Here is a 24,959-nt window from a genome sequence, read left to right as displayed (position 1 = left end):
TTTTATAAAGAATGACAAAATTCATTCTAGTCGTTTAATTCAAAAACGGCGACCAGGAAGGTTCACGAACCTCACCATTAGGTGAAGGTATTACGAAAGACGCCCTGCCATCTGCCGAAACAGCACCAAGCACACCACGTGCTCCCTGCTGAGTGGCATATATCACCATTGTGCCATTGGGCGCAACTGCCGGCGCTTCATCCTGATAAGTATTGGTTAATGTTGTCACACGTCCTGACGATAAATCCTGCTTCGCAACCTGAAAACCACGATCGGTTCGAGAGGTCATGAAGATGAATTTATTGTCGGGTCCATACAGACCACCTGCATTGTAATTGCCGGTAAAGGTCATGCGCTTTGCGTTGCTGCCGGAAGCATCCATCTGATAAAGCTGAGGCTGACCACTGCGATCGGAAGTAAACAAAATCGAGCGACCATCAGCACTCCAGTCCGGCTCGGTATTAATGGAGCTTGAATTGGTCAGCTGCTTAAGCGACCGAGAAGCAATGTCCATGACATAAATTTCGGGATTGCCATCCTTTGAAAGTGACATGGCAAGCTTGCGACCGTCCGGTGACCAGGCCGGTGCCCCATTGATGCCTTTAAAGGAAGTCAGCTGGACGCGACGACCACTGGAAAGCTGCTGGACATAAATGGCAGGTCGACCCGACTCAAAAGAGACATAGGCAAGCTTTTGACCATCCGGTGACCAGGCCGGAGAAAGAATGGGCTGATCGGAAGACAGGATCTGCTGCGGACGATGTCCGTCCTGATCGGCAACATACAGGGCGTAGCTGATGTTGGGATCAACACCCCTGGCCGTGACATAGGCAATGCGCGTCTGGAAAGCCCCGCGAATCCCGGTGATTTTTTCAAAGATTTGATCGGCAATGTAATGCGAACGAGACCTCAGCTGATCTTCACTCGAGGTAACGACTTCTCCCAGTTCGCGACGCTGGCCTGACACGTCATGCAGCTCATAGCTGATCTTGTAGCCATTACCGGAAGCTTCAACGCGCCCCACCACCAGGTAATTGGCCCTGACACGGCGCCAGTCCCCATAATTGATATTATCACCGCTGGCAGGACGTGAGATCAGGTCCTGCGGCGCCAGTGGTGCAAACTGACCGCTGTGCTCAAGATCGTCGGCAATGATTTTACCAATATCCTCGGAAGGGCTGATGCCTTCACCCCGAAAAGGCACCACTGCAATCGGTATGGCATTGTCATTGCCACGTGTGATCTCGATGGTGAGATCACCAGCTGCCTGCGCCATCAGACTGGCCATCATGAGCATCATGAAACCAGCCAGTGCCATTAGTTTTTTCATCAGCACACACCCTCGGGTTTTAACGATCCTTGATCCCTGCTACCTGCCAATAAAACAGGCGCACTATCGACCACGTCCTTACACCACATAGCAAACCTTCCTGATCCTAGCGCACATCCTCGGGATTAAAGCGCAGGTTGAAGCTCCTGAATTTCTGCCTTGCCTCGGCCGGTAACTGACTCATTTCAGTAAATGGCGCGGCTCTTTCCACAGCCTGTACGGCAGAGCGGTCAAATCCTGGATCACCACTACTGCTGGAGACAGAGGCAGACAGAAGCTCACCGGTGGGCAAAAGCTGCACTCTGACCACGGTGACAAGCCCGGAAGTTGCATTGGGCGGACGTGACCAGCTCTGCTCGACGGCGCGACGCACCAGGTTCATGAAGCCATTGGACGCCTCCTGAGCCTGCCGCGCATTGGCAATCGATTCTGCCTCATTGGTAATCTCATCGCCAAAAGCGTTCTGGCTTGCAGCGGCGGCGGCTTCTGCAGCCCGCTTGCGATCAGCTTCCGCTTTCTTCTTTGCAGCGGCCTCGGCAGCAGCCTTTTTCTTCGCAGCAGCATCGGCTTCTGCCTTCTTCTTGGCCTCGGCGTCTGCCTTCTTCTTGGCCTCAGCGTCTGCCTTCTTCTTGGCCTCGGCGTCTGCCTTCTTCTTGGCCTCGGCGTCTGCCTTCTTCTTGGCCTCGGCGTCTGCCTTCTTCTTGGCCTCGGCGTCTGCCTCTTTCTTGGCCTCGGCGTCTGCCTTCTTCTTGGCCTCGGCGTCTGCCTTCTTCTTGGCCTCGGCGTCTGCCTTCTTCTTGGCTTCAGCGTCTGCTTTCTGTTTGGCTTCAGCGGCTGCCTTTTGCTTGGCCTCGGCGTCTGCCTTCTTCTTGGCTTCAGCGTCTGCTTTCTGTTTGGCTTCAGCGGCTGCCTTTTGCTTGGCCTCGGCGTCTGCCTTCTGCTTGGCTTCAGCGGCTGCCTTTTGCTTGGCTTCAGCGGCTGCCTTCTGCTCGGCCTCGGCTTTTTCGCGCGCCTGCTGCTCCTGTTGCTGTTGAGCAGCTACCTCACTGGCCTGTTCGGCACGCCGCTGCGCAGCTTGCTGTGCGGCCTGGGCAGCCTGCTCGGCGGCTTCAGCCTGCTGGCGCGCCGTCTCTTCAGCGGCGTCATCCTGAGTAGCCTCCGGCTCAGGCTGCTCACGCTCCGGCCCCTGCTGAGCCCGCGGCTGTGCCTCGGTGGCCTGCTGCGCCTGATCGGTCGCTGTCTCCATTGAAATCAACTCGGCCTGCACGACGGCATTGGAGGTTTCAACAGGATCACTTTGTGGCCAATGAAAAACGGTCAGCCCAATAACGCCCACGTGCAGCAAAACCGCAAGCACGGTGGGCAACGTATAGCCTACACGGCGATCGTGTCTGGCCATTGTTTCTCCCTACTGCTGGTCGCCAGGCGGTGGATCAGAGATCAGTCCAACATTGGGCACACCTGCGTTTTGCAGGGCTCCCATAAGCGTTACGACCTGACCATAGGAAACATTGCGATCACCGCGCACCATAACAGGGGTGCCCGGATTACGGTTGAGCACTGCCATGACCTGCTCGCGGATGTCATCGATTGATTTGCTCTGCTGCTCATCGCCCAGGCTGATGTAATAGTCCCCATCACGATTGACCGTGACGACCAGTGGTTCATTGTCGCTTTGCACCGGTTCGGAGCTGATCTGCGGCAGATCAACATCAATGCCCTGATTGATGGTAGGCGCTGCAATGATAAAGATGACCAGCAGCACCAGCATGACATCGATGAACGGAACAACATTCATCTCGCTGGAAAGCTTTTTGCGCCGGTTACGTCGATACGGTCCCTGCATGGAGCGCTCCTCAGGTGTTCTCGCCAGTACTGCGGTTTTGCAGATTGCGATGCAGGAAGGCATGAAACTCTTCGGCAAAGTTCTCCATACGTACCATCAGCTTGTCCGCCTTATGGGTCAGACGGTTGTAACCAATGTTGGCGGGGATGGCTGCAAAAAGGCCCATGGCAGTGGCCACCAGCGCTTCAGCAATCGCCGGCGCGATGGTACCCAGTGACACCTGCTGGGCGCCACCAAGCGCCTGAAAGGTACCCAGAATCCCCCAGACCGTCCCAAAAAGGCCCACATAGACGGCAGAGGAACTGATAATGGCCAGTATCGCCAGATGCGTGGTCAGCCGCTCCTCTTCACGCGATACGGACACGCGCATAGAGCGCTCAACGCCTTCGAGTACGGCATTGTGACTGCGCGATTTTGGCAGCAGTCGATTGAACTCGCGAAACCCCGAGCGAAAGATATGCGCAGCGCCCTGCGGGTTATCGGCAGGCACTTCCCGATAAAGCTCGTTGAGATCAACCCCCGACCAGAAGTGTGACTCGAACTCATCCAGATCCCGTGCGTCACGCTTCAGGGCAAAGGCTCGCTGAAAGATCAGCACCCACGAAAGAACAGATGCAGCCAGCAATATCAGCATGATCAGCTGAACGATCAGGCCAGCATGAAAAAACAGCGAAATGATCGACATTGAATCGTTCACGAAAAACCTCTTCAGGCGTTCTGGGAATCAAGCGTCATGGCCGAAAGCAGATCTTCAGGCCAACGAGCTGGTTTGTAACGTGTTGCATCGATACAGGCAATATCGACCATGCCGCGGAAAAGAAGTTTTCCATCTCGCATGACCTGTTGCTCAAATGCCACGGTGCAGTGGCGCGGCGTTCCCGCCACGGTCTCAACGGTCAGAAGATCGTCCAGTTGTGCCGGCAGGCGATACTGGCATTCCAGACGACGAACGACCAGCGCAACATTGCGCGCCAGCAGTGAGTTTTGATCGAAACCTTTCCCGCGCAGCCATTCAGTGCGGCCACGTTCGAGATAATTGAGATAGTTGGCGTGGTAGATGATACCGCCGGCATCGGTATCCTCGATATAAACGCGTAGATCAAGAGAGGTCATGCCGTTCAGGGCTCCACCGTTGCCGCACCCTCACCGACATCCGGAATGTCATCCGTCGGTGAAAGGTCAAAATGTAGATAGGCCAGGCGCGTCACCATACGACCACGTGCCGTGCGCAGCATGAACCCCTGCTGAATCAGATAGGGCTCAAGGACATCTTCGATGGTGTCACGTTCTTCACTGATCGCTGCGGCCAGGCTTTCCACCCCTACCGGGCCACCGTCAAACTTCTCGATCATGGTCAGAAGCAGCCGTCGGTCCATGTGATCAAGCCCGTGACGATCCACATGCAGCATATTAAGTGCCTTGTCCGCCACATCTGCAGTAAGCCGGCCATCACCCCGCACCTGAGCAAAGTCACGCACACGGCGCAGCAGCCGATTGGCAATACGTGGCGTGCCCCGCGCACGGCGCGCGACTTCAATGGCGCCGCCCTCGTCGGCCTCGAAATTCATGAGACGGGCACTGCGGTTCACGATATGGGTCAGTTCGTCAATATTGTAAAACTCAAGACGCTGTACGATCCCGAAGCGGTCTCTCAGAGGCGCCGTTAAAAGCCCCGCGCGGGTCGTTGCCCCCACCAGCGTAAAGCGCGGCAGATCCAGTTTGATGGACCGCGCCGCCGGCCCCTCGCCGATCATGATATCGAGCTGAAAATCCTCCATCGCCGGATACAGCACTTCCTCCACGGCCGAAGACAATCGGTGAATCTCATCGATAAAGAGCACATCGCCCGGCTGAAGATTGGTGAGCATGGCGGCAAGGTCACCGGCCTTTTCAAGCACCGGCCCCGAGGTCGATTTGATATCTACCCCCATCTCGCTGGCAATGATATGGGCCAGCGTGGTCTTGCCAAGTCCGGGGGGACCAAAGATCAGCGTATGATCGAGACTATCCTCACGCTGGCGCGCGGCCGTGATGAAAATATCGAGCTGTTCGCGCACCGGCGCCTGCCCGATATAGTCATCGAGCATGCGAGGGCGAATGGCATGATCCACTCGTTCTTCATCGGGACGCTCGGCCCCGGCAATGAGCCGGTCGCTTTCAATCATGAGGTTCTGCCTTTCCCGCTACGTGTCTCACTACCGGCAAGCCGGTCGGAAAGCGCCATCTTGATTAACGCCTCGGTAGACTGCCGGGTATCAAGCCCTGACAGCATTCTGGCGGCTTCAGTTGGCTTGTAACCCAGTGCAATCAGCGCTGCTTCGGCATCAGCATGGTTGTCACTTTCCAGCGGCAGCTCGGCTTCTTCAACGCCCTGCGCCATCTGTTCGAACTCGGGCCAGTGCTTGAAGCGGTCGCGCATTTCGATGATCAACCGCTCGGCCGTTTTCTTGCCCACGCCTGGCAATCGCGTCAGCGTTTTGGTGTCATCTTCCATGACACTTTTCATGAACTGCTGGCGCTCCATCCCGGAAAGTATCGCCAGTGCCAGCCGAGGGCCGACCCCCGAGATTCTGATCAATTCGCGAAAAAGGCGACGCTCAGGCTCGTCAATAAATCCGTACAGCAGATGGGCATCCTCGCGGACACTCAAGTGGGTATAAAGGCGTACGGCTTCGCCCGGTGCCGGCAATGCCAGCAACGTGTTCATGGAAGCTTCAAGCTCATACCCGACCCCATGAACATCGACCACGATCAGGGGCGGTTTCTTTTCAAGCAGTTGACCGTGCAGACGACCTATCATGCGTTGTATATCCAGACAAAAAAGATAAACGAAAAAAGGCATGGTGTTTAAATGCCATCGATATTGAAACACCCCATCAGGGTCGATAATGACGCCAGCTGGATGAGCGCGACCTTGTTGAACGTGCCGGCGCCGGCATGGCCAACGCCCCGCGATGGGTAAAAAAGTGCGTCAGCGCAATGGCCAAGGCGTCAGCAGCATCTTCCTGGGGAAGGCCTGAAAGCTTGAGCGTTGACTGTACCATATGCTGCACCTGCGTCTTGTCAGCTGCCCCGCTACCCGTCACCACCTGTTTGATGCGTCGAGCGGCGTATTCATGGACCTCAAGCCCATGATTGGCCGCACAGACAATGGCCGTACCACGTGCCTGGCCCAGCTTCAGGGCGGAATCGACGTTTTTGGACAAAAACACCTGCTCGATGGCCACCTCACCGGGGACATACTGCGCGATGACTTCCGCCACGCCGGCATATACCTGCGACAGTTTCTGGGCAAGCGTTGTGGCTTCAATCCTGATACAGCCACTGGCGACATAGCGCGGCGCCGCCCCCGAAACATCGATAACGCCAAATCCGGTACGACGCGACCCCGGGTCAATGCCCAGAAGAATCATGAGACTCTCCGTAACAGGTCAACGACGCTCATGACGCCTCCTCGAGTGCCTCAAGCACATGGGGCTCGAAATCGGCATTGGCATACACGTTTTGAACATCGTCCAGGTCTTCAAGCCGGTCAAACAGCGCCACGATCTGACGCGCAGTCTCGACATTATCGATGCCTGAATAGCTGTCCGGGAACATGCCTACTTCACTGTGCATCACCTCAAGATTCGCCTGATCAAGGGCGTCCCTGACCACGCCAAATTCATTGGGGCTGGTGACGACTTCCAGAGTGCCATCGTCTCGAAACTGCACATCTTCGGCCCCCGCCTCCAGAGTCGCCTCGATTACCCTGTCTTCCGGGATACCGGCAGGCAGCACAATACGGCCCTGCTTATGAAAGAGAAAGGCGACCGAACCACTCGTCCCCAGGTTACCGCCGTACTTGTTGAAGGCGGAGCGTACCTCCGAGACGGTCCGGTTGCGATTGTCACTCATGCACTCGACCAGAATCGCCACGCCATCCGGCCCGTAACCTTCGTAGACCAGCTCTTCCATGGCATCGCTATCGCCATTGCCGGCACCACGCGTGATGGCACGCTCGATGGTGTCGCGCGTCATGTTGTTGGAAAGCGCCTTGTCGACGGCCGCCCGAAGCCGCGGATTGTCTTCGACAACGCTGCCGCCCTGGCGCGCCGCTACGGTCAGCTCACGAATCAGGCGCGTAAAGATCTTGCCCTTTTTGGCATCCTGAGCCGCCTTGCGATGTCTGATGTTGGCCCATTTACTGTGTCCGGCCATGAAATGACTCCTTCACCACCCGCCACCGCTGATGCAATGGCGTCATACAAAAATACGGGTGTGCAAGGCACACCCGTATTAACCCTAACACTCCCGGGAACCAGCAACAGAAACGTTTCGTTTCCGATTGCCCGTTGATCAGGAGGTTGTGTTATCAGACGCTTTCGGGCGCAGGCGAATGTGCAGGTCCTTGAGCTGGTCACTGCTGACCGTGCCAGGTGCCTCGGTCATCAAACAGGCCGCACTCTGTGTTTTGGGGAAAGCGATCACATCACGAATGGTGCGTCCACCGGTCATGAGCATCACCAGTCGGTCAAGACCGAAGGCAAGACCGCCATGGGGCGGCGCGCCATGTGCCAGACCATCCAGCAGGAAGCCGAATTTCTCGCGTGCTTCCTCATCGCTGATTCCCAGAGCTTCAAATACCTGACGCTGCATGCCCTGATCATGAATACGAATCGAACCGCCACCCAGCTCGGTGCCGTTAAGCACCATGTCATAGGCGCGGGAAAGCGCATTTTCGGGATCACGCTTGAGCGTTTCCGGATCACAGGACGGGGCCGTGAACGGATGGTGCAGCGCCGCCAGACGGCCACTGTCATCACGCTCGAACATCGGGAAATCAACCACCCACAGCGGTGCCCAGGCTTTCGTGTAGAGATCAAGATCCCCACCCAGTTTGACACGCAGGGCACCCAGCGCTTCGTTGACGACCTTGGCACGATCGGCGCCGAAGAAGAGGATATCGCCGTCTTCTGCGCCGGCACGATCCAGCAGCGTCTCGATCACGCCTTCCATGAACTTGACGATGGGTGACTGGAGACCTTCGATGCCTTTCGAGCGATCGTTGACCTTGATCCAGGCCAGTCCACGAGCGCCATAGATACTGACAAATTTGGTGTACTCGTCGATCTCCTTGCGGGAGAGCTTCGCACCACCGGGCACCCTGAGCACGGCAACACGGCCATCTTCGGCATTGGCCGGGCCCGAAAAGACCTTGAAGTCGACATCCTTCATCAGATCGTCAACGTCGACAAATTCCAGCGGAATGCGCAGGTCAGGTTTGTCGGAGCCATAAAGGCGCATGGCATCATGCCAGGTCATGCGCGGGAACTGCGGCAGTGATACATCAAGCACTTCGGTGAAGAGACGACGAATCATCTCTTCGGTAATGCCCATGACATCGTCTTCCTCGACAAAGGAAGCTTCGATATCGATCTGGGTGAACTCCGGCTGTCGGTCGGCGCGAAGATCTTCATCACGAAAGCACTTGGCGATCTGATAATAGCGGTCAAACCCGGCCACCATCAGCAGCTGCTTGAACAGCTGCGGTGACTGCGGCAGCGCAAAGAACTCACCGGCATGTGTACGGCTGGGCACGAGATAGTCACGTGCGCCTTCAGGTGTGGCCCTGGTCAGAATAGGCGTTTCGATATCCAGAAAGCCGTTGTCTTCAAGGTAGGCTCGAACGCTGTGCGTAATGCGCGAACGCAGACGCAGGCGATCGATCATTTCCGGACGACGCAGATCGATATAACGGTACTTGAGACGAACGTCTTCACCGACCTTGCCATGCTCGTCGAGCTGGAAAGGCGGCGTTACGGCCGTGTTAAGCACCTCGACACTGGTAGCAAGGACTTCGATCAAGCCCGTCGGCATATTGGCGTTCTGGGTACCTTCCGGACGCATGCGAATACGACCGGTAATACGCAGTACATACTCGCTGCGGGCTCGATCTGCATTGGCAAAGGCATCCGGCGTATCCGGATCGACCACAACCTGTGCAACGCCATCACGATCACGCATGTCGAGGAAAATCACCCCACCATGATCGCGGCGGCGGTGGACCCAACCGCAGAGTGTGACTTCCTGATCGACAAGGCTTTCGTTTAGCTGGCCGCAATAATGACTGCGCATCTTTAATCCTGTGTTGTAACGCTTGATGTAATACCTGAGCTGTCTTGATGCCGAATGCATTCTGGTGCATTCGGCATGGGGCAATCCCGAAGACAACGTCAGCTGTCGGACGTACCGCCCTTGTCGGATTTGCTGTCACCGGCAAGGTTGCGACGACCGGAGCTTTTAAAGTCGGTCTCGTACCATCCGCCCCCCGAGAGCCTGAAACCCGCCGCTGAAATCAGGCGCTGGAGTGCGCCTTCGTGACAGGACGGACATTCCACCAGAGGAGCAGCATCAATCTTTTGAATCTTTTCAAGACGCGTACCGCAGGCGCGGCACTCATATTCGTAAATCGGCATGGTCTTTCATACCCGATATTTGATGTTACTGCAGGCGCGCTCAAGCGACCTGCCCCTGCCGGGAAACAATAGCCATCGGATGGCAGACATTATTCCCGATGTTTTATTGACGCATCATTGATGTGACACGACGATACAACGTTATACAAGGCACGCATTATAGCGCGGCTGACATCATGATGGGCAAGGAGTGGGCACCCATGAAAGCAGTAATTCTCGACAGCGACACACTGGGAAGCAACATTGATCTTTCTCCCCTTTCCAGCCTGACCGAGCAGTTTGACTGCTGGGGTACCACTTCTTCTGAAGATGTCGTGACACGCCTTGAAGGTGCCACCATTGCCATTACCAACAAGGTCGTCATTGATGAGGCCACGATGGCCTCATTACCTGAGCTCAGGATGATTGCCGTAACGGCTACGGGCACCAACAACATTGACATGCAAGGCGCCCGCAAGCGGGGCATTACCGTAGCCAACGTTACTGGTTACGGCACACAAAGCGTGGCTCAGCATACGCTCATGATCATGCTGGCGCTGGCCACACAACTGCCCCTTTACCAGCACGATGTGGCAGACCACCGCTGGGAACAGGCATCGTCCTTTTGCCTGCAGGATCATTCCACCATGCAGCTGGCCGGCAAGCATCTGGTGCTGGTGGGCAGCGGCGAACTCGGTCAGGCCGTGGCGCAACTGGCCCGGGCCTTTGGCATGAGGGTCAGCTTCAGCGCACGCCCCAACGCCGAGCAGGATGACCGGCCATCGCTGGAAACGCTGCTGCCAGAGGCGGACGTGGTATCACTGCACTGCCCGCTCACATCAGAGACGCATCACCTTATCAGTCAGGCGCGTTTGCAGCTGATGAAACCGCATGCCCTGCTGATCAATTGTGGGCGCGGTGGCCTGATCGATGAAGAGGCTGCCCTTGAGGCCTTGAGAAACCAGCAACTGGGTGGCCTGGGCGTCGATGTGCTGCCGGTGGAGCCGCCTCGGGAGGGTCATGCCTTGATAGAGGCACTGACACAGGACCCGCTCAACCTGATCGTTACCCCCCACAATGCGTGGATTGCCCCGGAAGCCCGACAAAATATAGTGTCGCTGACAGCAGAGAATATTCGTCGCTTCCTTACCGAGTTGTAGATAAACAGGTAAATTCGCTTTCTAACAAACTCGAGATAACGGTATAAAAATTACAGGGCGATTACTCGATCACCCTGAAAATAAATTTTTGAGCACTGCAATCATTGTCATAATCCTTTGGTCCAAGAGTGTGCCCTGTTACAGGCACCCATCCACGAACCATTTTTCAGGTACATGACAGCAGCATGGAAGCACTCAATCAGCATCTTTTTCTTGCCCTTAACGCTCAGCCAGAGAGCCAGCCACTGGTCATCTGGTTTGCCATTATCATGGCTAAATATGCCATTTTTTGTATCCCCCTGATCATGGTCAAGGGCTGGCTTGGCAAGAGTGAAGCGCATCACAAGATGACCCTGACGGCGCTTCTGGCCACCGCTGGTGCCCTGTTGATCAATCATCTGATTGGCTCGCTGATCTGGTATCACCCTCGTCCCTTTGTGATGCCATTGGGGCATACGCTGATTTCACATGCGCCCACGCCCTCCTTCCCCAGCAATCACATGACCATCGTTTCAACGGTTGCCTTCAGCTTTATCCTTCGCCCGGCGCTTCGCACAATGGGCATTGCACTGGCGGCACTGGCATTGCCCATTGCCTGGTCACGTATCTATCTGGGCGTACACTTCCCGCTGGACATGCTGGGCGCGGTCATTGTTGCCGGACTGGCATCCCTCATGATGCTCTGGCTGCAGCCGCTGTATCTTGAAAGGTTTTACGCCCTGACACGCGGGTTGTATCGCCTTGTTTTTGCGCCGTTGATTGCTCGTGGCCTACTGCATCGATAGCACGATCGTACCTTTCAAAAGCCCGCTTTCAGGCGGGCTTTTTCATGTCATCGGTCTCCTTCCCGGGGATCGGCTAAGCACAAACACGGAACTTATGTCAGACTTGCATTACAGTATTTTCAGCAACTTAAAGAAACGCTGCTGCCTTGAGCACGGTGGTTTCCTTATCTGATACAAACGTGGAGGCCTTGCATGACACACACCATTATCTTTGATACTGATCCAGGCGTTGACGATGCGCAGGCCATTGCCCTGATCATGGCGCATCCGGACATCGAAGTACTGGGTATGACCACCACCTTCGGCAATGTCAGAGTCGAAACGGCTACCCGCAACGCTCTGCTGCTCACCGAACTGGCCGGCCAGAATATTCCGGTGGCTCAGGGTGCAGATTACCCGTTGGTCAAAACGCCTTATCCGGTACCGGCCCATATTCATGGCGCCGACGGTCTGGGCAATCAGACGCTGGATGCTCCCTCCGGGCAGGCCGAAAAAATCAGTGCCGCGCAGTTCATCGTGGACAAGACACGTGAGCAGCCGGGTGAAATCACGCTGATGGCGGTAGGCCCGCTGGGCAATCTGGCCATGGCCATCGCTCTTGATCCGGACGTCGTCAACCGCGTCAAGCAGGTTGTGATCATGGGGGGCTCAGCAGCGCGCGGTGGCAACGTCACGCCGCTGGCAGAAGCCAACATCTTTTCCGACCCTCACGCCGCCAAACGCGTGCTGACCGCAGGCTGGCCGCTGGTCATGGTCGGACTTGATGTCACCCTGGATACGGTCATCACGCCCGATCGCATGGCGCGGATCGCAGAGGGCCAAGGCGCTCTGGGTAAGGTGCTGTCTCACAGCTATGACTTCTATGCCGACTTTTATCGCAGTGCCATTGGCCTTGATGGCTGCTGTCCACATGACAGCTGCGCCGTGGCATGGCTGGTCCATCCGGAATTTTTCGAAACCGTGACCGGACATCTGGATGTGGTGACAGAAGGTCCAGCAGAAGGCCAGACCATTTTTGCACCGGCAGAGCGCCAGTACGTCAGCGACCGATGGTCCCGGACACCGGCCGTTCAGGTATGCATGAAGGTAGACGGTGAAGCCGTCTCGAACTGGATCGAACAGACCCTGACCTCATCATCCGGCGCATAACCGTCATGCCATGACAGGGAGTCAACGGTGAGCACAACAAACAACAAGGACATGCCTGAGTTGCCGGCAAGCGACCGGGCATGGGCGCTTTTTCTGGACCTTGATGGCACGCTGGTCGACCTGGTGGATCATCCTGACAATATTGCCGTCGATGATGCTCTCAGAGCACGCCTTGAAACCCTCACCGACCTGCTGGATGGGGCGGTGGCGGTCATCAGTGGTCGAGCCATTGATGATCTGGACAAACACCTGCATTTACCCACGCTTGCCATGTCGGGCCAGCATGGCGCTGAATGGCGTAATAGCCAGGGTGACCGCCAGATTGCCGGCGACCATCAAAAGGCACTTGAAGCCGTGCGTCAGCAGGTCAAGGAACAGGTAGAACGTGATGATGCGCTCTATCTGGAAGATAAAGGCGCCAGCATTGCCCTGCATTATCGCCATCGGCCCGAGGCAGGCGATATGCTCAAGCAAAACCTGGGCTCGATGATCGGTGAATATTCCGATCTTCTTGAGCTTCATCAGGGCAAGTTCGTGTTCGAGATCAAGGGTCAGGGCTATGACAAGGGCGTGGCCCTTGAACGCTTTCTGGCCATACCGCCCTTTGCAGAACGATGCCCGGTATTTATCGGTGATGATCGAACCGATGAAGACGGCTTTCGCGTCGTCAATGCGCATCAGGGGATCGCCATCAAGGTTGGCACGGGCGATAGCCTTGCTCACGAGCGATTAACGGATCCCGGGGCCGTACATGCCTGGCTTGATCAATGGATCATGCAACTAGAACGCTCATGAATGCATCACAGATTTCACGGAGGAAACCTTGAAGCAACTGATCGTAGTGTCCAATCGTGTCCCCTCGCCCGACAAGGACAGCGGTAGTCAGGGCGGGCTGGCGGTAGGTGTCATGAACGCCCTGAGCCGTACCCAAGGGTTATGGATGGGTTGGAATGGCCAGCTGATAGACGATGCAGAGCAGCACACACCTCAAAGCTATGAAAACGAGGGCGTGCAGTTCGCTACCTTCCCGCTCACCGAGCAGGAGCACGAGCTTTTCTACGTTGGTTATTCCAACGAAGTGCTCTGGCCCCTTTTCCACTACCGCTCGGATATGGTCGAGTATTCGCGCGAAAAGGATGCCGGTTACCAGCACGTCAATGAGCGGTTTGCTCGTCAGGTGGCCGGCCAGATACCGGAAAACAGTGATGTCTCCATTTGGGTGCACGATTACCAGCTGCTCTCCACGGGCCATTATCTGCGCCAGATGGGTATTGAATGCCCGATCGGCTTCTTTCTTCATATTCCGGTGCCGCCCTGGGAGGTATTTCGCATCCTCCCGCATCATGAGCGCATGATTGAGCATCTGTGCGCCCATGACACCATTGGCTTCCAGACTGCCACCGACCTCAGGCATTTCCTGGACAACGTTGAGCGCAGTGGCGTGGCCTCCGTTGAAGGCAATACCGTGATTTATGATCATCGGCGCATCAATACCGGGGTCTTCCCCATCTCCATCGATGTGGATACCGCGCGTGAGATGGCCGAGAAAGGTGAACAGTCTTCGCGCAGCAAACGCTTGAAGGATTCCCTGCAGGGGGGCCCTCTGATCATTGGCGTGGACCGCCTTGATTACAGCAAGGGTCTTTACAAGCGTTTTCAGGCCTTTGAGCAGCTGCTGGAAAACACCCATACCCGCTATGGCAATGTGACCTATCTGCAGATTGCTCCGCTTTCCAGAACCGGCGTGGAGCGTTATGCCAGCCTGCGACGCGAGCTTGAGCGCATTGCCGGACACGTCAACGGCCGCTTCTCGACCTATGACTGGATGCCCCTGCGCTATCTCAATACGGGCTATGACCGTGAAACCCTGATGGGCTTCATGCGCCAGAGCCGTGTCGGGCTGGTCACGCCGCTGCGTGATGGCATGAATCTGGTGGCCAAGGAGTATGTCGCGGCTCAGGACCCGGAAGACCCGGGGGTGCTACTGCTGTCAAATCTGGCCGGCGCTGCTGAAGAGCTGGACGGTGCCATGCTGTGCAACCCCTTCGATGTCGAAGAGATGGCCGACATGCTCGATGCAGCGCTTTCCATGTCGCTGGAGGAGCGCAAGGAACGCTGGCAGCGTCTTCACAAGGTCATCAGCACCAACGATATCCACCGCTGGGGCGAAAGCTTCATTACTGCGCTGGATCAGTCTGCGGCTGCCCGACATGCTGACAAGCAATAGTCACCGCATGCCGTAGCGGTCATTAAACGCCGCGCTACCAAAACGCCATGTCACTTCGACATGGCGTTTTTTTAATATCAGGCAGGTGTATTGCACATCAACCGGTGCGAAAATCAGACCACGCTTGCGGTTTGATCTCCTCGCTTGTCACCCGATCTACCCGAGCAGAAGCAGGCCCCGTCTCCAGCCACTCTATCAAAGTCGTCACGGCGTCATGGCTGCCTGCCATACCGACTTCAACGCTGCCGTCATCGCAGTTACTGGCATGGCCAACCACACCGAGTTCACGGGCACGATGCGCTGTCGCCTGACGAAACCCTACCCCCTGAACATGACCGGTTACTCGAGCCTGCATATAGCGCATGACGCTCTCCCTGGATAAATAATGATGCTCCAGAGCCTGGCACAGTCGCGCCCGGACACTGCAAGCTACATCTTGAGAAAGTCGCGTGGGAGCTTTTGCAGCTGATGCCATAGTCGCTCGACATCGGGCTTGTGCACCAGAGAGCAGCGATAAAGCCGAATATCCAATGGAATATTCCATTTTTCATCGCCGGCACGCACCAGCTTTTTGGACGCCAGCTCCTCGTGGATACAGAAATCCGGAATCCACGCCATGCCCACGCCCTGCAGGGCCATGCCCTTGAGCCCCTCGGCCATGGCCGTTTCGTAGATGGTTCGAAGCCGCAGTCGCAGCGGATCATTTTTCAAAAGCATGTGAACGCTACGTCCCAGAAAGGCGCCCTGGGTATAGGCCAGATGCGGAATGCTGTCACTGCTTTCGAGGTTGAACAGGGGCTTGCCCTGAGCATCCGGCACACATACCGGCAACATGCAGACCTGACCGATGGAGAAAGAGGGAAATATTTCGCTATCGAGCTGCATGGTGGCATAGGGATCATGATAGGCCAGCATCAGGTCGCAGTTGCCATCCCGCAGAACATGAATGGCGTCTCCGACATTCATGGCCATCAATCGTGTCGGCAGCTCCCCCACCCCCTTTTGCAGCCGGGAAATCCAGCGCGGAAAAAAGGCCAGTGCCAGAGAGTGCGCTGCTGCGATATCCAGTGCTTCGTTGGCAATATTGAGCCCACGCAGATGGCTGATGCTTTCATTGAGCTGCTCGACCAGACTGCGAGCGGTCACCAGAAAAAGCTGGCCTTCGGGGGTCAGACTGACGGGCGTGGTAGAGCGGTCGACCAGCATGACGCCGGTCGCCTGCTCAAGTGCCCGGATGCGACGGCTAAAGGCAGGCTGAGTGACGTGTCGGCGGCGAGCGGCGGCGGAGAAGCTGCGCGTGGCATTGAGGGCCACAAAGTCTTCCAGCCATTTGGTTTCCAGATTCAACGCGTATTACCTGCTTTTTTGTCAGCCTGACCCCGTAGGGGACGAGGCGGCGATTCTAACCGGCCAGAGCTTGTAAGTGATAGGCTGGCGGCCCCAGACATGGCACATTTCACAACCGCAAAAAAGAGACAGCCTCATGTCCCAACGTATGCATTTCCTCACCGCTATTCCCCTGTGGCAAAAGATCATGGCAGGTCTGTTGCTGGGCATTATTGCCGGCTGGCTGCTGGGTGATCACGCTCAATGGCTTTCTCCCATTGGTACGCTATTTATCAATGCCATAAAGATGTTGATCGTGCCGCTGGTATTTACTTCCCTGATCAGTGGCATTGTCTCCATGGGCGACCCGGCCAAGATGGGCCGAATCGGTGGCAAGGCCGTCGCGCTCTATCTGATCACCACGGCCTTTGCCATTGCGCTGGGCATGCTGGCGGCCTCGATCCTGCAGCCGGGCATCGGGGTTGAAATGCAAATGGACAACAGCGTCTCGCCCGGTGACGCGCCAACATTAACCGAGATTCTGGTGGGTCTGGTACCGACCAACCCGATCAGTGCCATGGTGGATGGCAATATCCTGCAGATCATTGTCTTTGCCATTGCGCTTGGCATTTCGCTGGTGTTGATCGGTGAACGCGGCCAGCCCGCCATTCGGGTCATCGACTCCGTGGCCGAGGCCCTCTACAAGCTGACGTCCCTGATCATGGCCTGCGCTCCAGTCGGCGTTTTTGCGCTGATTGCCGTCGTTGCCGGTCAATATGGTCTGGCAGTGCTGATTCCTCTGCTCAAGGTGATCGGCGTGGTGTATCTCGCCTGCATCCTTCACGTGCTGGTGGTCTACAGCGGCATGCTTGCCCTGCTGGCACGGCTTAACCCGAGGCGCTATCTGGCCGGTAGCCTGGATGCCATTGTGGTGGCATTTTCATCGGCATCCAGTGCAGGCACCCTGCCCGTTTCCATTCGATGCGCGCGTGAAAAGCTGGGGATTTCACAGGGCGTGTCGGGGTTTGTACTGCCGGTGGGCGCGACCATCAATATGGATGGCACAGCGCTTTACATGGGGGTGGTTGCCCTGTTCGTGGCGCAATTAACCGGTACGGATCTGACCACGACCGACTATGTCATGATTGTCCTGACCGGCACCCTTGCCTCGATCGGCACGGCAGGCGTTCCAGGCGCCGGGCTGATCATGCTGTCGATCGTGTTTGCTCAGACCAACCTGCCGCTGGAGGCACTGGGGCTGATTGCCGGCATTGATCGTATTCTGGACATGGCAAGAACCGCCGTGAACGTCTCGGGCGATCTGATGGTGACCACGCTGGTGGGCAAGAGCGAGCGCGAGATCGATCTGGATATCTACAACGGCAGGTCCGCCAGCCAACCCTCCTGAGCCTCCATCGAGCAACGACGCCCGGTCGCCTTTTCGGCTTCACCGATCACTGGATCGGTGAAGCCAGATACGCTGCCCGGGCTGCCAGCTTGTGCCACAGCGGGCGCTTTTCAATCTCTTCGAGCGTCACCTGTCGACAGTTGGCAAAGTCTTCTTCAAGCATGTGCGCCACCTGTGCCGCAAATTCACGATCTGCCACATAGGCGGTCACTTCAAAGTTGAGTCGAAACGATCGGTTGTCCAGATTAACCGTTCCCACTGCACTGGCGTGACCATCAATCAAAAACGTTTTCTGATGTAAAAAACCGGGTTGATAACGGTATATTTTTACACCCGCGCGAATCATGTCACCCAGAAACGAGAACGCCGACAGAAATACCAGCAGGTGATCAGGACGTTCCGGAATCATCACCCGTACATCGACCCCTCTCAGGGCCGCCAGCTTGAGAGAATCCTGTACGCCCTGATCCGGTACGAAGTAGGGACTGGTCACCCAGAAGCGCTCGTTGGCCTGATTGATGGCGTGCTGGATCAAAAGACTGGCGGTCTCCAGCGGATCGGAGGGCCCCGACGGCACAATCACCACATGCTGTCGCGCCGCGCCCGGCGCACGGCGCGGGTGCCACGCCAGCGACAGGATATCGCCGGTGGCCCAGTGCCAATCCTCCCAGAAGGACTCCTGCAGGCCCAGCACGGCAGGCCCGACCAGCTTCAGGTGGGTATCTCGCCAGTGACCGTGCTTTTTGCTTTCGCCGCGATACTCCACGCCGACGTTCAGGCCACCCACCCAACCCTGACGACCATCCGTCACCATGATCTTGCGATGATTGCGGAAGTTGACCTGAAAGCGATGCCGCCAGCCCTTCGAGGAACCAAAGGGATGCACAGCAATGCCCGCCGCACGCAGCTCGTCAAAGTAGCGATCCGGCATGCCATGTGAGCCGATCTCGTCATACAGGAAAAACACCTGCACGCCACGTTCGGCGCATTCGATCAATCGCCTCTTGAGAGCCTGACCCAGCGCATCGTTGCGCACGATGAAAAACTGGATAAGCACGTAGTCTTCCGCCTGCTCAATGCCCTGAAACAGACTGTCGAAGGTGTCATGACCATTGATAAGCAGCTGACAGTGGTTGTCACCGGTCATCGGCAGCATGGCCAGTCTTTCTACCGCGCGAAGCCGGGCATCTTCCGGGCGCGCAAAGGCAGGCTCTACCAGCGTTCGAAATTGATCCAGCACGCGACGCAGAGACGTATCCCGCTGTTCACGCGCCGACACATAGCCATAAAAGCGCGGTCGTCCCAGAAACCAGTAGGCCGGAATGGCCAGGTAGGGAAAGGTGATCAGGCAAATGATCCAGGCAATGGCCCCCTGAGACGTGCGACTCGACATCAGCGCCATGAGCCCCGAAAGCGCTCCCAAAAGGTGCAGACAAATAATGAGCAGACCGCCCAGCAAGGCTGTCATGTCGGGGTACCACCCTTGTCATTGAAGCAGTAAGTGGGCGGAGCATAACCCACTATGGTACATGGGTCATTTCCGCCGGGGTGCGTATGCTTTTGAGGATGTCACGCCCCCTGACAGCGGGGGCAGAAATATAACCTTCGCGAGGACACTATGATTCTTTCAATGGGCGTCCCGCAGGCGTGACAGGGCAGCGTGGCGCGATTGAAAACCGCATGGCGCCAGCGCCCTCTTGGCTCGCCGGCTTCGATCATGGGCTCCCGCCATACCCTGAGGTTGGTCACACCGGCATGGCGCCAGGCCCTTGCCGTTACCTCCAGAATCTTCTCGGCCAAGCGCTGGCATTGGGCATCATCAAGGTCCATGGGCCGATAGCGCTCATGAAGCGCTGCAAAGAAAAGGATCTCCGAGCGCAGATAATTGCCAATGCCCGCATAGAAATGCTGATCCATCAGCAGCGCCCCCAGTCGCCGGCGCATGAAACGCGGGCTTTGCAGTCGAGCAACGATATCGTCAGGCGTGACGTTGTGCGTCAGCAGGTCAGGCCCGAGTTTTGATAAAAACGGATGCTGATCAAGCTCCTCGCGCCGCCAGAGCGAAATATCGGACGCGCTCATCAGCCACGCCGAATGCGTTGCCGTGCTCAACCGCAGCCGCGGGGAGCGATTGCCGACGGGTTCACTATCGCGGCGCATGATGCGCCAGACCCCATAGAGCTGATTGTGAGAGTAAATGACATGGTCATCCTCAAAGCCGGTCAACAGCGCCTTGCCCCAGCTATCGACACGGGTCACCTTCTGGCCTCTGAGGCGGGCCTCAAAAGGCTTAAGCCGATCAAAGGCAAACCAGATATCTTCAATGGTTCGCCCCGCCAGCACCTTGCCCAACCGATCGGCGATACGGCGTATTTCGGGTCCTTCCGGCATGTGATGACATTCCTTGTCAAAACGAATGAAGGATGACAGCACCTGTCTCCTGACACGAGACAGGCAAGCATTGTTTCAGCGAGCGTTATTTCAACTCGAGCAAGCGGGCGTTGAGGGTCTGCATCTGATCGCGCAGCGAGGCGGCCGTTTCAAACTCAAGATTCTGTGCGGCTTCATGCATGCGGTCCTCGAGCTTTTTGATCTCGCGATTCACATCCTCAAGGCTCATCTGGCCAATGGCCTCGGGCGTATACTGCCCCTCGGTCTCGGCCACCTGGCGATCACCCTTGCGCTTGCTGCGGCGTGTGCCGGGCGCCTGAGCGGCTTCCATGATGTCTGCCACATTCTTGGTGATCGTGCGCGGTGTAATGCCGTGTTCTTCATTAAAGGCAACCTGCTTTTCACGTCGACGCGCCGTTTCATCCATGGCGCGCTGCATCGACCCCGTAATGCGATCGCCATAAAGGATCGCCTTGCCATGCGCGTTACGGGCGGCACGACCAATGGTCTGGATCAATGAACGCTCGGCACGCAGGAAGCCTTCCTTGTCGGCATCCAGTATCGCCACCAGCGAGACCTCGGGAATGTCCAGGCCCTCGCGCAGCAGGTTGATGCCGACCAGCACATCAAACTTGCCCAGACGAAGATCACGAATGATTTCAACACGCTCGACGGTATCGATGTCCGAGTGCAGATAGCGCACGCGAATATCGTGTTCACCCAGATAGTCGGTCAGATCCTCAGCCATGCGCTTGGTCAGGGTCGTGACCAGTACACGCTCGCCGACACCGACCCGCAGTCGTATTTCAGACAGCAGATCATCCACCTGAGTGCTGGCTGGACGCACTTCGATTTCCGGGTCGACAAGCCCTGTCGGGCGCACGACCTGCTCGACCACCTGACCGGCATGCTCTTCTTCGTACGGCCCGGGTGTTGCCGAGACAAAAATGGTCTGCGGCAGGATGAGTTCCCACTCCTCGAACTTCATCGGGCGGTTGTCCAGCGCCGAGGGCAGTCGAAAGCCGTATTCGACCAGCGTTTCCTTGCGCGAACGGTCGCCCTTGTACATGCCACCCACCTGCGGAACGCTGACGTGGGACTCGTCGATAAATACCAGAGCGTCATCAGGCAGATAGTCGAAAAAGGTCGGCGGCGCCTGCCCCGGATCGCGTCCGGACAGATAGCGAGAGTAGTTTTCGATCCCGTTGCAGTATCCCAGCTCCAGCATCATTTCGATGTCGTAGAGCGTGCGCTGCTCAAGACGCTGGGCCTCGACCAGGCGATCATGATCGCGCAGGTACTTGAGGCGCTCGGCAAGCTCTTCCTTGATCGAATCAATCGCACCGAGAATCGTGTCACGCGGGGTGACGTAGTGTGTCTTGGGGTAGATCGTCATGCGGGGCACCTTGCCACGCACTTCCCCGGTCAGCGGATCGAACAGACTGATGGTGTCGATCTCGTCGTCAAAGAGCTCGATGCGCACCGCTTCATCCTCGGCATCGGCCGGAAAGACGTCGATCACATCTCCCCGCACTCGATAGGTACCACGACGAAAATCGGTATCGTTACGCGTGTACTGAAGCTCCGCCAGACGGCGTAGAAAGTCCCGCTGATTGATCAGCTCCCCACGGGTGAAGTGAAGACGCATTTTCAGATACTGATCCGGATCGCCCAGACCATAGATGGCCGATACCGACACCACGATCAGGGCATCACGACGTTCCAGCAGCGCCTTGGTCGCCGACAGACGCATCTGCTCGATGTGATCATTGATCGAGGCGTCCTTCTCGATGAAGGTGTCAGACGAGGGCACATAGGCCTCGGGCTGATAATAGTCGTAGTAGGAGACGAAATACTCGACGGCGTTGTCGGGAAAAAATGACTTGAACTCACCGTACAGCTGCGCCGCCAGCGTCTTATTGGGCGCCATGACAATGGTCGGCCGCTGCAGACGCTCGACCACATTGGCCATGGTGAAGGTCTTGCCCGAGCCGGTCACACCCAGCAGGGTCTGGTGCGCCAGGCCGGATTCCAGACCCTTGATCAGCCCATCGATGGCCGCCGGCTGATCACCTGCCGGCTTGTAGTCGGAGGCAATGCGAAACTCACGATTCATGCGCACTCCGTGCAGGTAGCGAAAAGATTGGAAAATACCGGGGCCATCGCACACGCGCTGGCCAATGGACGGCGTTATCGCCGAAAGCGTAGTCGATAGACCTTCATTGCGGGGCAACAAAACGCGTCAGAACTGACGCCCCTGAATCATATGATGGCAGGCAGGAAGGATTGCAAGGCACACCGCCCTGAAACGGTGGCATGCCCTGTGATTGCGAATGCCGATAGTGAAAACGTTGCGCTTTGCGTGTCGAAAGAGGCCTTCAGGCCCCGCCCAGATGGGCTCGTGTCTCTATTTCGATCTGCCCGGAGGTCATGAGCCTGTGAATCGGGCACTGATCGGCCACTTCGAGCAGGCGGTCACGCGCCTGAGCACCGAGATCGCCGATCAGGCCGATGTCCACCTGCAATCGATACTGCCCATCGCGCTCATCACTGCTGCCGCGCGTGATTCGGATACTGACCCCATCAAGGGGCATCTCCTTTTTGCGGGCATACATCATCAGCGTCAGTGCCTTGCAGGTAGCCAGCGAGATATCGAAATAGTCATGCGGGTCGGGGGCGCTCTCATCGCCTCCGACACTGGCAGGGGCATCGGCGTAAAGCGCGTCATGATCGTTGAACACGATGCGCTGTCGCAGCATCCCCTCACGCTCTGTCTCGATAAGAATGCTCATCGTGGCTTGCCCCCGGGTCGTAATGCACGGCAGATCATGTTTATCTACCGTTGAGATTCAAACGCTTCAACGCCTTGACGAAAATCCCAGCTTCTCGATGACTTCAACCACTTGTCCCGGCTGAACACGCCCTTCCACTTCCAGCCATTCGCGGGCCACCTGAACGGTATCCACACCATCCAGCTCCATCAGAGCCGTGGTCAGTCGATTCACATCATCGGAATCCTTCAGGCCACTGAGGGTAAATGTTAACGCCATGACGTTCCTGTCTCCTGGTAGTAATGCAATGATTGCGTCTGCTTGTAAAGTCGTGCCGTCGCCCAGATATGCTCTCTCATGGAGAAACGGGGGTCAGGCAGATCAACCCTGCGTTATTGGCACCGTTTGCGCAAATTTTTCTGGAGTTATCATGAGCCACCCGCACTGGCAGACATTGCTGCAACATCCGTCGGCCGAATCTTCACTGCAGGCAGGTCGCCATTTTGACGGACAACACGAGACGGCCATTGTCCCTCTGGAAGGTCGTGTCATTCTGGAGGTTCGCGGCCCGGACAGTGAAAAATTCCTGCAGGGTCAGGCAAGTGCCTCCACGGCCCATGCCACCGACACCATTGCCCCACCGGCCGTCTTCTGCACGCCCAAGGGGCGCGCCATTGCCAACGCACAGCTCATCAAGGCCGCGCCGGAGTGCTACTGGCTACTGCTGGAGCGCAGCATTGCCGATGCCCTGCATCAGCATCTGGCCAAATATGCGGCGTTCTACAAGGCCGAGCTGACCCTGCGTGACGACCTGGTTATCGCCGGTCTGGCCGGTCATCGCCTTGACGATGTGTTTGGCGACACGTTGGCGCTGCCACACTCGGACTGGGGCGTACGTGTCAGCACCAATGGTGATGATACCAACGAGACAATGGCGATTACCCGCCATCCACATGCCATGATGCGCCTGGTATTGATTGCGCCGAGTGAAAGGCTTGCCGAACTGTGCCGGACCAAGGCTTCCGATCTGACGCTGGCATCGAACGATCTCTGGCAACGGCTGGACATCGAAGCCGGTCTGCTGTGGCTTGACGAACCCCAGCGCGAGAAATGGCTGCCGCAGATGTTCAACTGGGAAGCACTGGCGGGCATCAGCTTCAAGAAGGGCTGCTATACCGGCCAGGAAGTCGTGGCCAGAGCCCACTACCGCGGTCAGGTCAAAAAACGCCTGATGCGGCTATCCGTTCCCACCACCGAGCTTATTGAGACGGGAACGGACATCAAGGATGCAACGGGCGACAAGACACTGGGGGAAGTGGTCCGCAGCGCTGTGACGGCCGAAGACCATGTTGAACTGCTCGCGATCATGACCACCAAGGACGATATGCCGTCGCTGACCATCAACGATCAGCCGGCCCACATCAAGCCGCTGCCCTATGCGCTGGAACGTCGGGACCCGGAAACCCTGTCGGACTGAGCTCTGATGACGCCAGTCATTTCTGGAACAAAAGGGGGCCTCCATATGGAGGCCCCCTTTTGTTTGAGGTTTTTGTCCGTTCCGGAATGCAGAGAGCTACGCCATGGGCACGGCGTCCTTTGGTAGCTCAATGACGGATGTACAGCTGGGGCAGCGCGTGGCCTCGATCGAAATGGGGGTAATGCAGTAGGGGCAGTTGCGCACGGTCGGTGCTGCCGGCGCCGCCGGTGCTTCTTCCTTGCGTGCGCCCAGTTCGCGCAGGCGATGAATATTGCGAATCAGGACAAAGCAGACCATCGCCACCAGCGTGAACGAGATCATGGCATTGAGAAAGATACCATAGTTGATGGTCACCGCACCCGCCGCCTGAGCATCCGCCAGCGTATTGTAGGGCCCTGCTGTCTGCGCGCCTTCCTTGAGGACAAAAAACAGATTGGTGAAGTTGATCCCACCGGTGATCAGTCCCAGCACCGGTGTAAAGACATCCTTGACCAGGCTGTTGACGATGGCGGTAAAGGCCGAGCCGATAATGATCCCGACGGCCAGATCCACGACATTTCCCTTGACGGCAAAATCGCGAAACTCCGTTAAAAACCTTGGCATACCACTCCCTCCCCGAGCTCGAACATCATGGCCGGTGGCCGGGTATCGA

At 57.0% G+C, this 24,959-nt stretch carries 26 protein-coding genes; 7 read left to right on the top strand and 19 right to left on the bottom strand.

Going from position 1 to position 24,959, the window contains the following annotated elements:
• Window positions 1-34: 34 nt before the first annotated feature.
• From tolB to ACUN8C_RS07920, 11 genes are all read right to left on the bottom strand, one after another.
• Entirely contained in the window at window positions 35-1,330 is a 1,296-nt protein-coding gene (gene tolB, locus ACUN8C_RS07970; RefSeq protein WP_445621683.1) for a Tol-Pal system beta propeller repeat protein TolB, read from the bottom strand.
• Window positions 1,331-1,436: 106 nt separating this feature from the next.
• Complete coding sequence (gene tolA / locus ACUN8C_RS07965) at window positions 1,437-2,729, bottom strand: cell envelope integrity protein TolA (protein WP_445621682.1); 1,293 nt, start codon at window positions 2,727-2,729, stop codon at window positions 1,437-1,439.
• Window positions 2,730-2,738: 9 nt separating this feature from the next.
• A complete protein-coding gene (gene tolR / locus ACUN8C_RS07960) occupies window positions 2,739-3,176 on the bottom strand; it encodes a protein TolR (RefSeq protein WP_108843585.1) in 438 nt (145 codons plus the stop codon).
• Between the two features lie 10 nt (window positions 3,177-3,186).
• Window positions 3,187-3,873, bottom strand: a complete 687-nt coding sequence (gene tolQ, locus ACUN8C_RS07955; protein ID WP_445621681.1) for a protein TolQ — start codon at window positions 3,871-3,873, stop codon at window positions 3,187-3,189.
• 11 nt (window positions 3,874-3,884) lie between these two features.
• On the bottom strand, window positions 3,885-4,289 hold the full coding sequence (gene ybgC, locus ACUN8C_RS07950) for a tol-pal system-associated acyl-CoA thioesterase (RefSeq protein ID WP_445621680.1): 405 nt from the start codon (window positions 4,287-4,289) through the stop codon (window positions 3,885-3,887).
• Window positions 4,290-4,294: 5 nt separating this feature from the next.
• Window positions 4,295-5,341 carry a Holliday junction branch migration DNA helicase RuvB gene (gene ruvB / locus ACUN8C_RS07945; protein WP_445621679.1) on the bottom strand — a complete coding sequence of 349 codons (1,047 nt, stop codon included), beginning with the start codon at window positions 5,339-5,341 and terminating at the stop codon, window positions 4,295-4,297.
• Complete coding sequence (gene ruvA / locus ACUN8C_RS07940; protein ID WP_445621678.1) at window positions 5,338-5,976, bottom strand: Holliday junction branch migration protein RuvA; 639 nt, start codon at window positions 5,974-5,976, stop codon at window positions 5,338-5,340. Before ruvA ends, ruvB begins: the two co-directional genes overlap by 4 nt.
• A 76-nt stretch (window positions 5,977-6,052) precedes the next feature.
• Entirely contained in the window at window positions 6,053-6,589 is a 537-nt protein-coding gene (ruvC, locus tag ACUN8C_RS07935; RefSeq protein ID WP_445621677.1) for a crossover junction endodeoxyribonuclease RuvC, read from the bottom strand.
• Window positions 6,590-6,617: 28 nt separating this feature from the next.
• Entirely contained in the window at window positions 6,618-7,376 is a 759-nt protein-coding gene (locus ACUN8C_RS07930) for a YebC/PmpR family DNA-binding transcriptional regulator (protein WP_445621676.1), read from the bottom strand.
• A 138-nt stretch (window positions 7,377-7,514) separates the two neighbouring features.
• Entirely contained in the window at window positions 7,515-9,293 is a 1,779-nt protein-coding gene (gene aspS / locus ACUN8C_RS07925) for an aspartate--tRNA ligase (protein ID WP_445621675.1), read from the bottom strand.
• Between the two features lie 98 nt (window positions 9,294-9,391).
• On the bottom strand, window positions 9,392-9,634 hold the full coding sequence (locus ACUN8C_RS07920) for an FmdB family zinc ribbon protein (protein ID WP_445621674.1): 243 nt from the start codon (window positions 9,632-9,634) through the stop codon (window positions 9,392-9,394).
• Window positions 9,635-9,834: 200 nt separating this feature from the next.
• Between ACUN8C_RS07920 and ACUN8C_RS07915 the strand changes: the two genes are divergently transcribed.
• The 5 genes from ACUN8C_RS07915 to ACUN8C_RS07895 all read left to right on the top strand — a co-directional run bounded on the left by ACUN8C_RS07915 (window position 9,835) and on the right by ACUN8C_RS07895 (window position 14,934).
• A complete protein-coding gene (locus ACUN8C_RS07915; protein WP_445621673.1) occupies window positions 9,835-10,773 on the top strand; it encodes a D-2-hydroxyacid dehydrogenase in 939 nt (312 codons plus the stop codon).
• Between the two features lie 185 nt (window positions 10,774-10,958).
• The gene (locus ACUN8C_RS07910) at window positions 10,959-11,558 is read left to right on the top strand and encodes a phosphatase PAP2 family protein (RefSeq protein WP_445621672.1); all 600 of its coding nucleotides are present in this window, start codon (window positions 10,959-10,961) and stop codon (window positions 11,556-11,558) included.
• 192 nt (window positions 11,559-11,750) lie between these two features.
• Window positions 11,751-12,707: a nucleoside hydrolase gene (locus ACUN8C_RS07905; RefSeq protein WP_445621671.1), complete on the top strand. Its 957-nt coding sequence runs from the start codon at window positions 11,751-11,753 to the stop codon at window positions 12,705-12,707.
• 27 nt (window positions 12,708-12,734) lie between these two features.
• Complete coding sequence (gene otsB, locus ACUN8C_RS07900) at window positions 12,735-13,502, top strand: trehalose-phosphatase (RefSeq protein ID WP_445621670.1); 768 nt, start codon at window positions 12,735-12,737, stop codon at window positions 13,500-13,502.
• A 28-nt stretch (window positions 13,503-13,530) separates the two neighbouring features.
• Window positions 13,531-14,934, top strand: a complete 1,404-nt coding sequence (locus tag ACUN8C_RS07895) for an alpha,alpha-trehalose-phosphate synthase (UDP-forming) (protein ID WP_445621669.1) — start codon at window positions 13,531-13,533, stop codon at window positions 14,932-14,934.
• 97 nt (window positions 14,935-15,031) lie between these two features.
• Here ACUN8C_RS07895 and yccX read toward each other — a convergent pair whose 3' ends face one another.
• Window positions 15,032-15,298 (bottom strand): acylphosphatase, encoded by a 267-nt coding sequence (gene yccX / locus ACUN8C_RS07890; RefSeq protein WP_445621668.1) that lies wholly within the window; start codon window positions 15,296-15,298, stop codon window positions 15,032-15,034.
• Between the two features lie 65 nt (window positions 15,299-15,363).
• The gene (locus ACUN8C_RS07885) at window positions 15,364-16,281 is read right to left on the bottom strand and encodes a LysR substrate-binding domain-containing protein (protein ID WP_108843600.1); all 918 of its coding nucleotides are present in this window, start codon (window positions 16,279-16,281) and stop codon (window positions 15,364-15,366) included.
• A 136-nt stretch (window positions 16,282-16,417) separates the two neighbouring features.
• Here ACUN8C_RS07885 and ACUN8C_RS07880 point away from each other — a divergent pair, with 136 nt between their 5' ends.
• A complete protein-coding gene (locus ACUN8C_RS07880; protein WP_445621667.1) occupies window positions 16,418-17,668 on the top strand; it encodes a dicarboxylate/amino acid:cation symporter in 1,251 nt (416 codons plus the stop codon).
• Between the two features lie 46 nt (window positions 17,669-17,714).
• Here ACUN8C_RS07880 and cls read toward each other — a convergent pair whose 3' ends face one another.
• From cls to ACUN8C_RS07855, 5 genes are all read right to left on the bottom strand, one after another.
• Window positions 17,715-19,136 (bottom strand): cardiolipin synthase, encoded by a 1,422-nt coding sequence (gene cls / locus ACUN8C_RS07875; RefSeq protein ID WP_445621666.1) that lies wholly within the window; start codon window positions 19,134-19,136, stop codon window positions 17,715-17,717.
• 101 nt (window positions 19,137-19,237) lie between these two features.
• Window positions 19,238-20,059: an endonuclease VIII gene (nei, locus tag ACUN8C_RS07870; protein ID WP_445621665.1), complete on the bottom strand. Its 822-nt coding sequence runs from the start codon at window positions 20,057-20,059 to the stop codon at window positions 19,238-19,240.
• An 85-nt stretch (window positions 20,060-20,144) separates the two neighbouring features.
• Window positions 20,145-22,175, bottom strand: coding sequence for an excinuclease ABC subunit UvrB (uvrB, locus tag ACUN8C_RS07865; protein WP_108843603.1), 2,031 nt, complete (start codon window positions 22,173-22,175; stop codon window positions 20,145-20,147).
• A gap of 262 nt (window positions 22,176-22,437) precedes the next feature.
• Complete coding sequence (locus ACUN8C_RS07860; protein ID WP_445621664.1) at window positions 22,438-22,851, bottom strand: OsmC family protein; 414 nt, start codon at window positions 22,849-22,851, stop codon at window positions 22,438-22,440.
• A gap of 66 nt (window positions 22,852-22,917) precedes the next feature.
• On the bottom strand, window positions 22,918-23,109 hold the full coding sequence (locus ACUN8C_RS07855; RefSeq protein ID WP_108843605.1) for a heavy-metal-associated domain-containing protein: 192 nt from the start codon (window positions 23,107-23,109) through the stop codon (window positions 22,918-22,920).
• 151 nt (window positions 23,110-23,260) lie between these two features.
• Between ACUN8C_RS07855 and ygfZ the strand changes: the two genes are divergently transcribed.
• On the top strand, window positions 23,261-24,307 hold the full coding sequence (gene ygfZ / locus ACUN8C_RS07850) for a CAF17-like 4Fe-4S cluster assembly/insertion protein YgfZ (RefSeq protein ID WP_445621663.1): 1,047 nt from the start codon (window positions 23,261-23,263) through the stop codon (window positions 24,305-24,307).
• A 96-nt stretch (window positions 24,308-24,403) separates the two neighbouring features.
• On the opposite strand, the gene mscL is transcribed toward ygfZ, so the two are convergent.
• Window positions 24,404-24,910, bottom strand: coding sequence for a large conductance mechanosensitive channel protein MscL (gene mscL, locus ACUN8C_RS07845; RefSeq protein WP_445621662.1), 507 nt, complete (start codon window positions 24,908-24,910; stop codon window positions 24,404-24,406).
• Between the last annotated feature and the right edge of the window lie 49 nt (window positions 24,911-24,959).

It is taken from the genome of Kushneria sp. Sum13 (assembly GCF_052692355.1).
The sequence above is the reverse complement of the archived record's forward strand: the minus strand, read 5'-3'. Positions and strand labels throughout refer to the sequence as shown.

Bases quoted from the DNA above. Each gene is read 5' to 3' on its own strand.
- tolB (WP_445621683.1), bottom strand. From the start codon at position 1,330: ATGAAAAAACTAATGGCACTGGCTGGTTTCATGATGCTCATGATGGCC.
- tolA (WP_445621682.1), bottom strand. From the start codon at position 2,729: ATGGCCAGACACGATCGCCGTGTAGGCTATACGTTGCCCACCGTGCTT.
- tolR (WP_108843585.1), bottom strand. From the start codon at position 3,176: ATGCAGGGACCGTATCGACGTAACCGGCGCAAAAAGCTTTCCAGCGAG.
- ybgC (WP_445621680.1), bottom strand. From the start codon at position 4,289: ATGACCTCTCTTGATCTACGCGTTTATATCGAGGATACCGATGCCGGC.
- ruvB (WP_445621679.1), bottom strand. From the start codon at position 5,341: ATGATTGAAAGCGACCGGCTCATTGCCGGGGCCGAGCGTCCCGATGAA.
- ruvA (WP_445621678.1), bottom strand. From the start codon at position 5,976: ATGATAGGTCGTCTGCACGGTCAACTGCTTGAAAAGAAACCGCCCCTG.
- ruvC (WP_445621677.1), bottom strand. From the start codon at position 6,589: ATGATTCTTCTGGGCATTGACCCGGGGTCGCGTCGTACCGGATTTGGC.
- ACUN8C_RS07930 (WP_445621676.1), bottom strand. From the start codon at position 7,376: ATGGCCGGACACAGTAAATGGGCCAACATCAGACATCGCAAGGCGGCT.
- aspS (WP_445621675.1), bottom strand. From the start codon at position 9,293: ATGCGCAGTCATTATTGCGGCCAGCTAAACGAAAGCCTTGTCGATCAG.
- ACUN8C_RS07920 (WP_445621674.1), bottom strand. From the start codon at position 9,634: ATGCCGATTTACGAATATGAGTGCCGCGCCTGCGGTACGCGTCTTGAA.
- ACUN8C_RS07915 (WP_445621673.1), top strand. From the start codon at position 9,835: ATGAAAGCAGTAATTCTCGACAGCGACACACTGGGAAGCAACATTGAT.
- ACUN8C_RS07910 (WP_445621672.1), top strand. From the start codon at position 10,959: ATGGAAGCACTCAATCAGCATCTTTTTCTTGCCCTTAACGCTCAGCCA.
- ACUN8C_RS07905 (WP_445621671.1), top strand. From the start codon at position 11,751: ATGACACACACCATTATCTTTGATACTGATCCAGGCGTTGACGATGCG.
- yccX (WP_445621668.1), bottom strand. From the start codon at position 15,298: ATGCGCTATATGCAGGCTCGAGTAACCGGTCATGTTCAGGGGGTAGGG.
- ACUN8C_RS07880 (WP_445621667.1), top strand. From the start codon at position 16,418: ATGTCCCAACGTATGCATTTCCTCACCGCTATTCCCCTGTGGCAAAAG.
- cls (WP_445621666.1), bottom strand. From the start codon at position 19,136: ATGACAGCCTTGCTGGGCGGTCTGCTCATTATTTGTCTGCACCTTTTG.
- nei (WP_445621665.1), bottom strand. From the start codon at position 20,059: ATGCCGGAAGGACCCGAAATACGCCGTATCGCCGATCGGTTGGGCAAG.
- uvrB (WP_108843603.1), bottom strand. From the start codon at position 22,175: ATGAATCGTGAGTTTCGCATTGCCTCCGACTACAAGCCGGCAGGTGAT.
- ACUN8C_RS07860 (WP_445621664.1), bottom strand. From the start codon at position 22,851: ATGAGCATTCTTATCGAGACAGAGCGTGAGGGGATGCTGCGACAGCGC.
- ACUN8C_RS07855 (WP_108843605.1), bottom strand. From the start codon at position 23,109: ATGGCGTTAACATTTACCCTCAGTGGCCTGAAGGATTCCGATGATGTG.
- ygfZ (WP_445621663.1), top strand. From the start codon at position 23,261: ATGAGCCACCCGCACTGGCAGACATTGCTGCAACATCCGTCGGCCGAA.
- mscL (WP_445621662.1), bottom strand. From the start codon at position 24,910: ATGCCAAGGTTTTTAACGGAGTTTCGCGATTTTGCCGTCAAGGGAAAT.